At 64.4% G+C, this 13446-nt stretch carries 12 protein-coding genes; 10 read left to right on the top strand and 2 right to left on the bottom strand.

What is annotated here, in order from left to right; genetic code table 11:
* Positions 1-120 precede the first annotated feature (120 nt).
* Complete coding sequence (locus B2790_RS00315) at positions 121-438, top strand: Rieske (2Fe-2S) protein (protein WP_025340682.1); 318 nt, start codon at positions 121-123, stop codon at positions 436-438.
* On the opposite strand, the gene sfsA is transcribed toward B2790_RS00315, so the two are convergent.
* Both sfsA and B2790_RS00325 read right to left on the bottom strand, forming a co-directional pair.
* On the bottom strand, positions 428-1141 hold the full coding sequence (sfsA, locus tag B2790_RS00320; RefSeq protein ID WP_075046414.1) for a DNA/RNA nuclease SfsA: 714 nt from the start codon (positions 1139-1141) through the stop codon (positions 428-430). The two genes, B2790_RS00315 and sfsA, sit on opposite strands and share 11 nt — an antisense overlap.
* Positions 1141-2313 carry a pyridoxal phosphate-dependent aminotransferase gene (locus tag B2790_RS00325; RefSeq protein ID WP_075046415.1) on the bottom strand — a complete coding sequence of 391 codons (1173 nt, stop codon included), beginning with the start codon at positions 2311-2313 and terminating at the stop codon, positions 1141-1143. The genes sfsA and B2790_RS00325 overlap by 1 nt, the downstream gene beginning before the upstream one ends.
* A 210-nt stretch (positions 2314-2523) precedes the next feature.
* Here B2790_RS00325 and dksA point away from each other — a divergent pair, with 210 nt between their 5' ends.
* The 9 genes from dksA to panC all read left to right on the top strand — a co-directional run bounded on the left by dksA (position 2524) and on the right by panC (position 13374).
* Entirely contained in the window at positions 2524-2967 is a 444-nt protein-coding gene (dksA, locus tag B2790_RS00330; RefSeq protein ID WP_046613112.1) for an RNA polymerase-binding protein DksA, read from the top strand.
* Between the two features lie 64 nt (positions 2968-3031).
* A complete protein-coding gene (gluQRS, locus tag B2790_RS00335) occupies positions 3032-3919 on the top strand; it encodes a tRNA glutamyl-Q(34) synthetase GluQRS (RefSeq protein ID WP_286918012.1) in 888 nt (295 codons plus the stop codon).
* A 245-nt stretch (positions 3920-4164) separates the two neighbouring features.
* Positions 4165-4341 (top strand): hypothetical protein, encoded by a 177-nt coding sequence (locus tag B2790_RS00340; RefSeq protein WP_003250005.1) that lies wholly within the window; start codon positions 4165-4167, stop codon positions 4339-4341.
* The gene (locus B2790_RS00345) at positions 4325-7300 is read left to right on the top strand and encodes a sensor histidine kinase (protein WP_025340687.1); all 2976 of its coding nucleotides are present in this window, start codon (positions 4325-4327) and stop codon (positions 7298-7300) included. The genes B2790_RS00340 and B2790_RS00345 overlap by 17 nt, the downstream gene beginning before the upstream one ends.
* Positions 7301-7304: 4 nt before the next feature.
* A complete protein-coding gene (locus B2790_RS00350) occupies positions 7305-8747 on the top strand; it encodes a sigma-54-dependent transcriptional regulator (RefSeq protein WP_013974271.1) in 1443 nt (480 codons plus the stop codon).
* Positions 8748-9586: 839 nt separating this feature from the next.
* Positions 9587-10975: a polynucleotide adenylyltransferase PcnB gene (locus B2790_RS00355; RefSeq protein ID WP_286918013.1), complete on the top strand. Its 1389-nt coding sequence runs from the start codon at positions 9587-9589 to the stop codon at positions 10973-10975.
* Positions 10972-11451: a 2-amino-4-hydroxy-6-hydroxymethyldihydropteridine diphosphokinase gene (gene folK / locus B2790_RS00360; protein ID WP_286918014.1), complete on the top strand. Its 480-nt coding sequence runs from the start codon at positions 10972-10974 to the stop codon at positions 11449-11451. Before B2790_RS00355 ends, folK begins: the two co-directional genes overlap by 4 nt.
* Before the next feature lie 262 nt (positions 11452-11713).
* Positions 11714-12514 carry a 3-methyl-2-oxobutanoate hydroxymethyltransferase gene (panB, locus tag B2790_RS00365; protein ID WP_025340690.1) on the top strand — a complete coding sequence of 267 codons (801 nt, stop codon included), beginning with the start codon at positions 11714-11716 and terminating at the stop codon, positions 12512-12514.
* A complete protein-coding gene (gene panC / locus B2790_RS00370) occupies positions 12511-13374 on the top strand; it encodes a pantoate--beta-alanine ligase (RefSeq protein ID WP_025340691.1) in 864 nt (287 codons plus the stop codon). The genes panB and panC overlap by 4 nt, the downstream gene beginning before the upstream one ends.
* Positions 13375-13446: the final 72 nt, after the last annotated feature.

Below are 13446 nucleotides of genomic sequence, written 5' to 3' on the forward strand. Positions count from 1 at the left end.
CCTTGTGGCGGGCGACGGAACTGCGCACCATAAGCAGCCGGGCGCAGCGAATGCGGGCAATTTGATAATTATTCGCATTGATGCGTCAAGCCACCACTTGTTTCACGAGTCATCCTTGCCATGCACTTCCTTTGTACCTCCCACGGCCTGGCCGAAGGCCAAAGCCGCGCCTTCAGCGTAGACGGCATCGAACTGTTCGGCGTACGCCGCCAGGGCCAGGTGTACCTCTACCGCAACCGTTGCCCGCACCGCAGCATCCCGCTGAACTGGGCGGAAGATGCGTTTCTCGATGACAGCGCCAGCCTGATTCACTGCGCCCATCATGGCGCGCTGTTCCTGATCGAAAGCGGCGAATGCGTGGCCGGGCCGTGCGAGGGCGAGCAACTGCAGGCCCTGGGCTGCCACGAGGACAGCCAGGGCATCTGGTTCAAGGGATAAGCAGCACCGGCAGGCGGCGGTCGATGACGATGCCTTCGGCGTCCAGGCGCGTGCCGTAGGCCAGCACCTCCACCCCGTCCGCCACCGCCGCGCGCAGGGCCTGGGCATAGGCCGCATCGATTTCCTCCGCCGGGCGCACCGCGTCGATACCGGTCAGGTTCACGCAATACAGCTGCACCGCCCGCACGCCCTGCCTGGCCAGCTTCGCCAGCTCGCGCAGGTGCTTGGCACCACGCTGGGTCACCGCATCAGGGAAGGCCGCGACCGTGCTGTCTGGGTAGCCCAGGGTCACGCTCTTGACCTCGACATAGGCCGGGGCACCGTCGAATTCCAGACGAAAGTCGATGCGGCTGCCTTCCTCGCCGTAGGCCACTTCACGCCTTAGAGCACTGAAGCCGAACAGTTCGGCGATGATGCCAGCACGCAAGGCCTCTTCGACCAGCGTATTGGCCCGCCCGGTATTCACACAGGCCAGCCGCCCCTGCGGGGTTTCGCTGATTTCCCAGGTGCCCGGGAGCTTGCGCTTGGGGTCGTTGGAGCGGCTGAACCACACCTGCCCGCCTTCAAGCATGCAGTTGAGCATGGAACCGGTGTTGGGGCAGTGGATGGTCAGTTGTTCGCCGCCGGGCAGTTCGATATCCGCCAGAAAGCGTTTGTAGCGGCGCAGCAGGCGTCCCTGTTCGAGTGGGGGATGGAATTGCATCAGCCTTGCCAGCTCCGCAGGCCGCGGGCGATCCGTTGCACCGCCTCTTCCAGGCGCGGCAGGCTCTGGGTGTAGGCAAAGCGCACATGGTGGCCGGCCAGGTGACGGCCGAAGTCCAGGCCGGGGGTGAAGGCCAGGTGCTCGGTCTCCAGGAAGTGCCGGCAGAAGGCGAACGCGTCACCGCCAAAGGCACTGATGTCGGCATACAGGTAGAACGCCCCCTGCGGCTCGACGGCAATGCGGAAGCCCAGTTCGCGCAGGGCAGGCAACAGGTAGTCGCGGCGGCGGGCGAACTCGGCGCGGCGCTCCTCGAAAATGGCCAGGGTCTCGGGCTGGAAACACGCCAGCGCGGCATGCTGGGCCATGCTGGGCGCACTGATGTACAGGTTTTGTGCCAGCTTCTCCAGGTCGGCCACCGCGCCAGGAGGCGCCACCAGCCAGCCGAGGCGCCAACCGGTCATGCCGAAATACTTGGAAAAACTATTCAGGACGAATGCAGAGTCGTCCACTTCCAGCACGCTGGGGGCGTCCATGCCATAGGTCAGCCCGTGGTAGATCTCGTCCACCACCAGGTGGCCATGCCGTTCGCGGGTGGCGCGGGACAGGCCGGCCAGCTCGTCACGCCCCAGCACGGTGCCGGTCGGGTTGGCCGGCGAGGCGACCAGGGCTCCAACCGTGTCCTTGTCCCAGTAGCGGTCGACAAGGTCGGCAGTCAGCTGGTAATTCACGTCCGGGCCCACCGGCACCAGCTGCGCCCCGCCCTCGACCAGGCGCAGGAAGTGGCGGTTGCACGGGTAGCCTGGGTCGGCCAGCAGCCAGTGCTTGCCTGGGTCTACCAGCAAGCTGCTGGCCAGCAGCAGCGCACCGGAGCCACCCGGGGTGATGAGGATGCGTTCAGGGTCGACACTCAGGCCGTAACGCTGGCCATAGAACCCGGCAATGGCTTCGCGCAGTGCCGGCAGGCCGCGTGCGGCGGTGTAGCGGGTGTGCCCGGCGGCCAATGCTGCCTGGCCGGCGGCAACGATGGGCGCGGCCGTGGTGAAGTCCGGCTCGCCGATTTCCAGGTGGATCACGTCGTGCCCGGCCGCCTGCAGCTCGTTGGCCCGGGCCAGCAGCGCCATGACGTGGAAGGGTTCGATGGCGCGGCTGCGCGCACTGTAGGGGTGGGCCATGACCTTCTCTCAATTGGGTCTAAACTGGAGATTCTACCTCTGCACGCCACCGAACGTGCGGCTCGCGCCGCTGTCAATTACCAGGATCGGGCGGGGTAGCGCACCCCCGATCTATCTGGTAAGTTCGGCGGCTCGCAGTCGCAGGGCCGGCGGGTGCCGGAGATGGAGCAGCCTGCGCATTGGATCAGATGAGTGAGAGGCGGTCTATTCATGTCCACCGTAGAAAAGCAAAAAGCCCAGACCATGTACGGTGTCGAGCCCTACGTAGAAACCAAGGGTGAAGAGTACATGGGCGAGCCCATGAAACAGCACTTCACCAAGCTTCTCGGCGCCTGGAAGCGAGACTTGATGGAAAGTGTCGACCGCACTGTGGATCACATGAAGGACGAAGCAGCCAACTTCCCCGACCCGGCCGACCGTGCCAGCCAGGAAGAAGAATTCGCCCTGGAGCTGCGCAACCGCGATCGCGAACGCAAGCTGATCAAGAAAATCGACAAGACCCTCGAGAAGATCAAGGCCGATGAGTACGGCTGGTGCGAATCGTGCGGCATCGAGATCGGCCTGCGTCGCCTGGAGGCCCGCCCTACCGCCGACCTGTGCTTCGACTGCAAGGAAATCGCCGAGAAAAAGGAAAAGACGGTCGGCAAAGGCTGATCTTTCTTTCCACCTGAACGGGGCGCATCATGCGCCCCGTTTCATTTATATGCCCAGCCTGACCATGACCGAATCAAGCTACATCGGGCGTTTCGCCCCCACCCCCAGCGGCTTCCTGCACTTCGGCTCGCTGGTCGCAGCCCTCGCCTCCTGGCTCGATGCCCGCGCCGTGAACGGCCGCTGGCTGCTGCGCATGGAAGACACCGACCCGCCTCGGGAAATGCCCGGTGCTCGCGATGCGATCCTGCAGACCCTGGAGCGCTACGGCCTGGAGTGGGACGGCGAAGTGGTGTTCCAGAGCCAGCGGCACGATGCCTATGCCGCGGTGGTCGACCGCCTGTTCAACATGGGCCTGGCCTACGCCTGCACCTGCTCGCGCAAGCAGCTGGAGGGTTACAACGGCATCTACCCGGGCCTTTGCCGCAACGCCGGGCATGCTCGGGAAGGCGCGGCGATCCGCCTGCGCGTGCCAGAGTTGATCTACCGCTTTACCGACCGCGTGCAGGGCGAGTTCCAGCAGCACCTGGGGCGTGAAGTGGGCGATTTCGTCATCCAGCGCCGCGACGGGCTGTATGCCTACCAGCTGGCGGTGGTACTGGACGATGCCTGGCAAGGTGTTACCGACATCGTGCGTGGCGCCGACCTGCTCGACAACACCCCGCGCCAACTGTACCTGCAAGAGTTGCTGGGCTTTTCGCAGCCGCGTTACCTGCATATTCCGCTGATCGTGCAGCCGGACGGGCACAAGCTGGGCAAGTCGTACCGCTCGCCGCCGCTGCAGGCGGACCAGGCGACACCGCTGTTGCTGCGGGCGTTGCGGGCGCTGGGGCAGGAAGCAGACCCCGAGTTGTTGCTGGCAACGCCGGCGGAGGTATTGGCGGTAGCTCGCAAGCAGTGGCGGCCCGAGGCGATTGCGCAGCGGGCCACAGTGCCAGAGGCTGATTTGCGCTGAGGCATTACCGGCCTCTTCGCGGGCACGCCCGCTCCCACAGGAACTACACCACCTTCAAGATTTGTGGTTTACCTGTGGGAGCGGGCGCGCCCGCGAAGAGGCCGGCACAGGCAACCCACCCCTCAAAAACAAAAGCCCAATAAATTCAACCTCTTGGCGAACCCTATGGATTCCCGCTAGCATCCGCCCAGCCATTTGCGCCAATAATAAGTCCAAGCCCGCAGCGCCCAACCATCGAGGCCAGCATGTACATCTATCGTTTGGTCCTGCTTCTGGTCGTGGGGATCTACCTGTTCTCCCCGGCCATCATGGACTGGTGGATCGAACCGACCGGAGCCTGGTATCGCCCTTACCTGCTCTGGCTGATCCTGATCGTCGTCACCTTCATCCTGCAGAGCCAACGAGATGCCGATGAGCTTTAGCCTGACCCAGATGATCCTGATCAGCGCCGCGTACCTCATGGTGCTGTTCGGCGTGGCCTGGATCAGCGAGCGGGGGTTGATCCCGCGCTCGATCATTCGCCACCCGCTGACCTACACCCTGTCGCTGGGTGTGTACGCCAGTGCCTGGGCTTTTTATGGATCGGTGGGCCTGGCCTACCAGTACGGCTACGGCTTCCTTGCCTGTTACCTGGGGGTGTCCGGTGCGTTCCTGCTGGCGCCGGTGCTGCTCTACCCGATCCTCAAGATCACCCGTACCTACCAGCTGTCCTCGCTGGCCGACCTGCTGGCGTTCCGTTTCCGCAGCACCTGGGCCGGGGCGCTGACCACCATCATCATGCTGATCGGCGTGCTGCCCTTGCTGGCCCTGCAGATCCAGGCGGTGGCCGACTCGATCAGCATCCTCACCGGTGAGCCGGTCAAGGCACGGGTGGCCTTCGCCTTCTGTGCGCTGATCATCCTGTTCACCATCTTCTTCGGCTCGCGGCACATCGCCACACGCGAAAAGCACGAAGGGCTGGTGTTCGCCATCGCCTTCGAGTCGGTGATCAAGCTGCTGGCCCTGGGCGGTATCGGCCTGTACGCCCTGTATGGCGTGTTCGGCGGCCCGCACGAACTGGAAGTGTGGCTGCTGCAGAACCAGACCGCCCTGGCGGCTCTGCATACGCCGCTGCAGGAAGGCCCATGGCGCACCCTGCTGCTGGTGTTCTTCGCCTCGGCCATCGTCATGCCGCACATGTACCACATGGCCTTCACCGAAAACCTCAACCCGCGCTCTCTGGTCAGCGCCAGCTGGGGCCTGCCGCTGTTCCTGCTGCTGATGAGCCTGGCCGTGCCGCTGGTGCTGTGGGCCGGCCTGCGCCTGGGCGCCACCACCAACCCCGAGTACTTCACCCTGGGCCTGGGGCTTGCCGCCAACAACCAGGCACTGGCGCTGCTGGCCTACGTCGGCGGCTTGTCGGCCGCCAGCGGGTTGATCATCGTCACCACCCTGGCGCTGTCGGGCATGGCCCTCAACCACCTGGTGCTGCCGCTGTACCAGCCGCCGGCCGAAGGCAACATCTACCGCTGGCTGAAGTGGACCCGCCGCGCGCTGATCGTCGCCATCATCACCGCCGGGTTCATGTTCTACCTGACCCAGAACAACCACCAGAGCCTGGCCAACCTGGGCATCGTCGCCTTCGTGGCCACGTTGCAGTTCCTGCCGGGCGTGCTGTCGGTGCTGTACTGGCCGACTGCCAACCGCCGTGGCTTCATCGCCGGCCTGCTGGCCGGCACCCTGGTGTGGATGGTGACCATGCTGCTGCCACTGCTGGGCAACCTGCAGGGCTTCTACATCCCGCTGCTGGACATGATCTACGTGCTGGACGACACCAGCTGGCACATGGCGGCCATCGCCTCGCTGGCGGCCAACGTGCTGTTGTTCACCCTGATCTCACTGTTCACCAACGCCAGCAACGAAGAGGTCAGCGCCGCCGAAGCCTGCGCGGTAGACAACGTGCGCCGCCCGCAACGCCGCGAGCTGCATGCCGCCTCGCCACAGGAGTTCGCCACCCAACTGGCCAAGCCGCTGGGCGCCAAGGCCGCACAGAAGGAAGTGGAACAGGCTCTGCGCGACCTCTACCTGCCATTCGACGAACGCCGCCCCTATGCCTTGCGCCGCCTGCGCGACCGTATCGAGGCCAACCTGTCCGGCCTGATGGGGCCGAGCGTGGCCCAGGACATGGTCGAGACCTTCCTGCCGTACAAGTCCGGTAACGAAAACTACGTGACCGAGGACATCCACTTCATCGAAAGCCGCCTGGAAGACTACCACTCGCGCCTGACCGGCCTGGCCGCCGAGCTCGACGCCCTGCGCCGCTACCACCGCCAGACCCTGCAGGAACTGCCCATGGGCGTCTGCTCGCTGGCCAAGGACCAGGAAATCCTGATGTGGAACAAGGCCATGGAAGAGCTCACCGGCATCGCTGCCAAGCACGTGGTCGGCTCGCGCCTGGTCACCATCAGCGAACCCTGGCGCGGCCTGCTGCAAGGCTTCATCAACGTGCCCGACGAACACCTGCACAAGCAGCGCCTGGCGCTGGACGGCCAGCCGCGCTGGCTGAACCTGCACAAGGCGGCCATCGACGAACCGCTGGCCCCGGGCAACAGCGGCCTGGTGCTGCTGGTAGAGGACCTTACCGAAACCCAGGCGCTGGAAGACAAGCTGGTGCACTCCGAACGCCTGGCCAGCATCGGCCGCCTGGCCGCCGGCGTGGCGCACGAGATCGGCAACCCGATCACCGGCATCGCCTGCCTGGCGCAGAACCTGCGCGAGGAGCGTGAGGGCGATGGCGAAATCATCGAGCTGTCCAGCCAGATTCTCGAACAGACCAAGCGGGTATCGCGCATCGTCCAGTCGCTGATGAGCTTCGCCCATGCCGGCGGCAGCCACCAGAACAGCGAAGAGCCGGTATGCCTGGCCGAAGTGGCGCAGGACGCCATCGGTCTGCTGGCGTTGAACCGGCGCAATTTCGAAGTACAGTTCTTCAACCTATGCGACCCGGAGCACTGGGCCGAAGGGGACCCGCAGCGCCTGGCCCAGGTGCTGATCAACCTGCTCTCCAACGCCCGCGACGCCTCGCCTCCCGGCAGCGCCGTGCGCGTGCGCAGCGAAGTCAGCGAGCACACCGTCGACCTGATCGTCGAGGATGAGGGCAGCGGGATCCCGAAAAACATCATGGACCGCCTGTTCGAACCCTTCTTTACCACCAAGGACCCGGGCGAAGGAACCGGACTGGGGCTCGCTCTGGTCTATTCCATCGTGGAAGAGCATTATGGGCAAATCACCATCGACAGCCCGGCCGATATCGAACGGCAACGTGGCACCCGGATCCGCGTGACCCTGCCCCGGCATGTCGTAGCGACGTCCCCTGAAATTCGAGACCGTCGAGAGAATTGAATCAATGCCGCACATTCTGATCGTCGAAGACGAAACCATCATCCGCTCGGCCTTGCGTCGCCTGCTCGAACGGAACCAGTACCAAGTCAGCGAAGCCGGCTCGGTGCAGGAAGCCCAGGAACGCTTCAGCATTGCCACCTTCGACCTGATCGTCAGCGACCTGCGCCTGCCAGGCGCGCCCGGCACCGAGCTGATCAAGCTCGGCCAGGGCACCCCGGTGCTGATCATGACCAGCTACGCCAGCCTGCGCTCGGCGGTAGACTCGATGAAAATGGGCGCGGTGGACTACATCGCCAAGCCCTTCGACCACGACGAGATGCTGCAAGCGGTGGCGCGTATCCTGCGCGACCGGCAGAACGCCCCGGCTGCCGCACCGGCGGCCGAGCCACGCGCCACCAATGGCAAGGCCGCCCCGGCCGACAAAGGCAGCGCGGCAGCCGCCAATGGCGAAATCGGCATCATCGGCTCCTGCCCGCCAATGCAGGACATGTACAGCAAGATCCGCAAGGTCGCGCCCACCGATTCCAACGTGCTGATCCAGGGCGAGTCGGGCACCGGTAAAGAGCTGGTCGCACGCGCCCTGCACAACCTGTCGCGTCGGGCCAAGGCACCAATGATTTCGGTGAACTGCGCCGCCATCCCCGAGACACTGATCGAGTCCGAGCTGTTCGGCCACGAGAAAGGCGCGTTCACCGGCGCCAGCGCCGGGCGCGCTGGCCTGGTGGAAGCTGCCGATGGCGGTACCCTGTTCCTCGACGAAATCGGCGAACTGCCGCTGGAAGCCCAGGCCCGCCTGCTGCGCGTGCTGCAGGAAGGCGAGATTCGCCGGGTGGGTTCGGTACAGTCGCAAAAGGTCGATGTACGCCTGATCGCCGCGACCCACCGCGACCTGAAAAACCTGGCCAAGGCCGGCCAGTTCCGTGAAGACCTGTATTACCGCCTGCACGTGATCGCCCTGAAACTGCCTGCCCTGCGCGAGCGAGGCAGCGACGTCAACGAGATCGCCAGCGCCTTCCTCGCCCGCCAGAGCGCGCGCATCGGCCGCGACGACCTGCACTTCTCGGCCGAAGCCGAGCAGGCCATTCGTCACTACAGCTGGCCGGGTAACGTGCGAGAGCTGGAAAACGCCGTTGAGCGCGCGGTGATCCTCAGCGAGAGCGCAGAAATTTCCGCCGACCTGCTGGGCATCGACATCGAGCTGGGCGACCTGGAGGAGGACGAAATCCTCGACAACGCCCTGGTCGTGGCCAGTTCGGCGAATGCCAGCCATGAGCCGACCGAGGACCTGTCGCTGGAAGACTACTTCCAGCACTTCGTGCTCGAGCACCAGGACCACATGACCGAGACCGAACTGGCCCGCAAGCTCGGGGTCAGCCGCAAATGCCTGTGGGAACGCCGCCAGCGCCTGGGTATCCCGCGGCGCAAGAGCAACGCTACCAGCGAGTAACCGCGCTGCCTGGGCGGGAGGCTCCTCCTGCCCCTATCTACAACCTCTCCGGCCCCTTCGCGGGCATGCCCGCTCCACAGGAATTTCACTGCCCTAAAGGGTGGTGCAACCCCTGTGGGAGCTGGCGTGCCCGCGAAAGGGCCGGCAAAGCCAGCGCACACACCCCAGGTAACACATCAGCCCCCGCAAAAATCTGTTACCCAAGCTTTCCGCCGTAACAGTTCCCGAGGCGTACGGTAACGAAATTTCGACATTTTCGACCGCTGAAAAACTGCTCACAACCTCCAAACCCTTGATTTTACTGGGTTTGCAAAAGTTGGCACGGCACCTGCTATATGTCTGGTACAAGAACAATAACAAGCACTGCAACTTAGAATAAGAACAAGACGAAACGGCTCACGCACAATAAAAACAAGACGGCGGAGGCGCAGCTAACTGATTCTTTTGGAGAGGATGCGTGTTTGGGGCTTGCCCCACAACCAGGCAGAGAACAATAAAAACTGCACTAAAAAGCAGCGCCTGAACTGGTTGGATCGACAGATCAACGTGACATCAGCGACCAAAGCAATCCGTTTGCTCTTAACCCCTGGATTGGGGGTCGTCCACAAGCTTCGAGATTTGTGGACAGGGCACTCAACAAAAACAAGAAGCCCAGCAAAAAAACAATAAGAGCACGCAACGACTTCTTGGGGAGCTTAGGCTCCCCTTGTCGTTTCTACCCTTCCGGCAGGCATCCTGCTACCCGCCTACACCATTCCTTGAGTAAATGCTAGAATCCCCGCCCATCATGCGGCCATTCTCCTATTCTTGGCCGAACATTCCTTCAAACAGTGCATCCCATGCTGAAGAAGCTGTTCCAGTCGTTCCGCCCGCCCGTACCGGGCCCGCACCACAGGCGCACCACGCCTGAGGTGATCAACAAGAGCCAGCACTCGCTGCAACGCCACCAGTTCAGCCGCCATGCGGTGAACATCGTGGAACGCCTGCAGAGCGCCGGTTACCAGGCTTACCTGGTCGGTGGCTGTGTCCGCGACCTGATGCTGGGCATCACGCCGAAAGACTTCGACGTCGCCACCAGTGCCACCCCCGAACAGGTTCGTGCCGAGTTCCGCAACGCGCGCATCATTGGCCGCCGCTTCAAGCTGGTCCACGTGCATTTCGGCCGTGAGATCATCGAAGTCGCCACCTTCCGCGCCCACCACTCGGAAGACGACCAGGGCGACAGCCACCGTTCGTCGCACAATGCCAGTGGCCGCATCCTGCGTGACAACGTGTACGGCACCCTGGAAGAGGACGCGCAACGTCGCGACTTCACCATCAACGCCCTGTACTACGACCCGGTCAGCGAGCGCATCCTCGACTACGCCAACGGCGTGCACGATATTCGCAACCGCCTGCTGCGCCTGATCGGTGACCCTACCCACCGCTACCAGGAAGACCCGGTGCGCATGCTGCGCGCGGTGCGTTTCGCCGCCAAGCTCGACTTCGGCATCGAAAAGCACACGGTCCAGCCGATCCGCGAGCTGGCCCCACTGCTGCGCGAGATTCCGCCAGCGCGCCTGTTCGAAGAGAGCCTCAAGCTGTTCCTCTCCGGCCAGGGCGCCATCGTCTTCGAGATGCTGGTCGACCTGCAGTTGTTCGAGCCGCTGTTCCCGGCCAGTTCGCATGCCCTGGACGAGCGCCCGACCTACACCCACACGCTGATCAGCCAGGCGCTGAACAACACAGACCTGCGCGTGAAGCAAGGCAAACCGGTAACCCCGGCCTTCCTCTTCGCCGCGCTGCTGTGGCCAGCCCTGCCGGCCCGCGTGCTGCACCTGCAGAACCAGGGCGTGCCGCCGATCCCGGCCATGAACGGTGCGGCCCACGACCTGATCGCCGAGCAATGCGCACGCATCGCCATCCCCAAGCGCTTCACCCTGCCGATCCGCGAGATCTGGGACATGCAGGAGCGCCTGCCACGCCGCAGCGGCAAGCGCGCCGACATACTGCTGGACAACCCGCGCTTCCGTGCCGGCTACGACTTCCTGCTGCTGCGCGAAAGCGCCGGGGAAGAAACCGACGACCTCGGCCAGTGGTGGACCGACTACCAGGATGCCAACGACAGCGAGCGCCGCGAGATGATCCGCGAGCTGGGCAGCCGTGACGAAGGCACAGGCGCCGGCCCGCGCAAACGCAAGCGTAGCGGTGGCAAGCGCAAGCGCAGTGGCGACGAGGCGTTCGAGTGAGTACCCGCGCCTATATCGGCCTGGGCAGCAACCTGGACGCACCTACCGAGCAGCTGCGCAGCGCCTTGCAGGCCCTCGACCAGGTCGAAGCCACGCGCCTGGTGGCGGCCTCGGCCCTGTACACCAGCGATTCGCTGCTGCCCGGCCAGCCGCGCTACACCAACGCCGTCGCCGCCTTGGACACTGCCCTGCCACCGCTGGCCCTGCTCGATGCACTGCAGGCCATCGAGAACGAACAGGGCCGCGTGCGCAAGGAACGCTGGGGCCCGCGCACACTGGACCTGGACATCCTGCTGTTCGGCGATCAAGTGCTCGATGAGCCGCGCCTGAAAGTGCCGCATTACCACATGCATGCCCGGCCTTTCGTGCTGTACCCGCTGGCGGAACTGGTACCGGGCGATTTCCGCCTGGCCGACGGCCGCGCCCTCGCGCAACTGCTCGACGACTGTCCGTTCGTCGGCCTGGAACGCCTGTAAACCGGGCGTTCCAGCCTTGCACACTGGCGCGGTAACGCCAGTAACACCCTGATCGTAACAATGCGGTAACAGGGTGATTGACTTCCCCAACCTCGCTCACGACTATAGGCGTCCCGTGTGGCACCAAAGTGCCGCATACCCGTATTTAGGCCCGGACGGACCTGTGCCCGAACATCACGCGCGATGATGTGCCGCTCCGGAAGATGACTACACGCGTTGAATGCAGTCGTTTCTTACAGCGCCTGAACGAGGAATTTCCTACATGCCTGAAGTAACCCTGACCACCCTCAATGGCCTCAAGGCCAAGGGTGAAAAAATCACCATGCTGACCTGCTACGACGCGACCTTCGCCAAGGCCGCCAGCCAGGCCGGTGTCGAAGTGTTGCTGGTGGGCGACTCGCTGGGCATGGTCCTGCAAGGCCACGACAGCACACTGCCGGTGACCACCGCGGACATGGCCTACCATACCGCCAGCGTCAAACGTGGCAACGACGGCGCGCTGATCCTCGCCGACCTGCCGTTCATGGCGCATGCCACCCCGGAGCAGGCCTTTGCCAACAGCGCCACGCTGATGCAGGCCGGCGCCCACATGATCAAGATCGAAGGTGCTGCCTGGCTGGCCGAGACCATCCGCCTGCTGGCCGAGCGTGGCGTGCCGGTATGCGCTCACATGGGCCTGACCCCGCAGACTGTCAACGTGCTGGGCGGCTACAAGGTTCAGGGCCGCCAGGAAGCCCAGGCCCGGCAGATGCGCGCCGACGCCATCGCCCTGGAACAGGCCGGTGCAGCCATGCTGCTGCTCGAATGCGTGCCCAGCGAACTGGCGGCGGAAATCACCAGTGCCGTTTCCATCCCGGTGATCGGCATTGGCGCAGGCAGCGGCACCGATGGCCAGGTACTGGTCCTGCACGACATGCTCGGCCTGTCGCTGAGCGGCCGGGTACCGAAGTTCGTGAAGAACTTCATGCAAGGCCAGCCGGATATCCACAGCGCCCTCGTCGCTTACGTCGAGGCGGTCAAGCAAGTCAGCTTCCCAGGCAGCGAACACGGGTTCAGTGCATGAATACAGTCAAGACCGTCCGCGAACTGCGCGCCGCAGTCGCCCGCGCCCGCGGTGAAGGCAAGCGCATCGGCTTCGTGCCGACCATGGGCAACCTGCACAGCGGCCATGCCGCCCTGGTGACCAAGGCTGCGCAGCGCGCCGATTTCGTGGTCGCCAGCATCTTCGTCAACCCGCTGCAGTTCGGCGCCAACGAAGACCTCGACAAGTACCCGCGCACCCTGGCCGCCGACCAGGAGCGCCTGCTCCAGGCTGGCTGCAATCTGCTGTTCGCGCCCAGCGTCGAAGAGATGTACCCCGACGGCATGAGCGTGCAAACCCGCGTCAGCGTGCCCCACCTTTCCGAAGGCCTGTGCGGCGCCAGCCGGCCCGGGCATTTCGAAGGCGTGGCCACCGTGGTCAGCAAGCTGTTCAACATGGTCCAGCCCGACCTTGCCGTGTTCGGTGAAAAGGACTTCCAGCAGCTGGCGGTGATCCGTGCCATGGTGCGCGACCTGAACATGCCGATCCAGATCATCGGCGAGCCCACCGTGCGGGCCGAGGACGGCCTGGCGCTGTCGTCGCGCAACGGTTACCTCACGCCTGAGCAGCGTGCTGCCGCGCCAGCGTTGTACCGCACGCTGCAGCACATCGCTGCTGGCATCGGCCGTGGCCAACGGGACTTTGCCGCGCTGGTTGCCGAAGGCCAGGCGCAGTTGACCGCCGCTGGTTTCCGGCCGGATTACCTGGAAGTGCGTCATGCCGTGAGCCTGCGCCCGGCAGTGATCGATGATCGAGACCTGGTGGTGATTGCGGCGGCTTACCTGGGTAACACACGGTTGATCGACAACCTGTACCTGCATCTGGAAGAGAAGACCGCGTAACGGCCTGGGGCTGCCATGCAGCCCATTCGCCGGCAAGCCAGCTCCCACCTCGACCGCATCGGCCTCGAGCCA

Origin of the sequence: Pseudomonas sp. UBA6753 (assembly GCF_002453565.1) — a bacterium.
GTDB classification, from domain to species: domain Bacteria; phylum Pseudomonadota; class Gammaproteobacteria; order Pseudomonadales; family Pseudomonadaceae; genus Aquipseudomonas; species Aquipseudomonas putida_Z.

Excerpts from the sequence above, each read along its gene's own strand:
- sfsA (WP_075046414.1), bottom strand. The coding sequence starts at position 1,141 with ATGCAATTCCATCCCCCACTCGAACAGGGACGCCTGCTGCGCCGCTAC.
- B2790_RS00355 (WP_286918013.1), top strand. The coding sequence starts at position 9,587 with ATGCTGAAGAAGCTGTTCCAGTCGTTCCGCCCGCCCGTACCGGGCCCG.
- B2790_RS00340 (WP_003250005.1), top strand. The coding sequence starts at position 4,165 with ATGTACATCTATCGTTTGGTCCTGCTTCTGGTCGTGGGGATCTACCTG.
- panB (WP_025340690.1), top strand. The coding sequence starts at position 11,714 with ATGCCTGAAGTAACCCTGACCACCCTCAATGGCCTCAAGGCCAAGGGT.
- dksA (WP_046613112.1), top strand. The coding sequence starts at position 2,524 with ATGTCCACCGTAGAAAAGCAAAAAGCCCAGACCATGTACGGTGTCGAG.
- B2790_RS00325 (WP_075046415.1), bottom strand. The coding sequence starts at position 2,313 with ATGGCCCACCCCTACAGTGCGCGCAGCCGCGCCATCGAACCCTTCCAC.
- B2790_RS00315 (WP_025340682.1), top strand. The coding sequence starts at position 121 with ATGCACTTCCTTTGTACCTCCCACGGCCTGGCCGAAGGCCAAAGCCGC.
- B2790_RS00345 (WP_025340687.1), top strand. The coding sequence starts at position 4,325 with ATGCCGATGAGCTTTAGCCTGACCCAGATGATCCTGATCAGCGCCGCG.
- gluQRS (WP_286918012.1), top strand. The coding sequence starts at position 3,032 with ATGACCGAATCAAGCTACATCGGGCGTTTCGCCCCCACCCCCAGCGGC.
- B2790_RS00350 (WP_013974271.1), top strand. The coding sequence starts at position 7,305 with ATGCCGCACATTCTGATCGTCGAAGACGAAACCATCATCCGCTCGGCC.
- panC (WP_025340691.1), top strand. The coding sequence starts at position 12,511 with ATGAATACAGTCAAGACCGTCCGCGAACTGCGCGCCGCAGTCGCCCGC.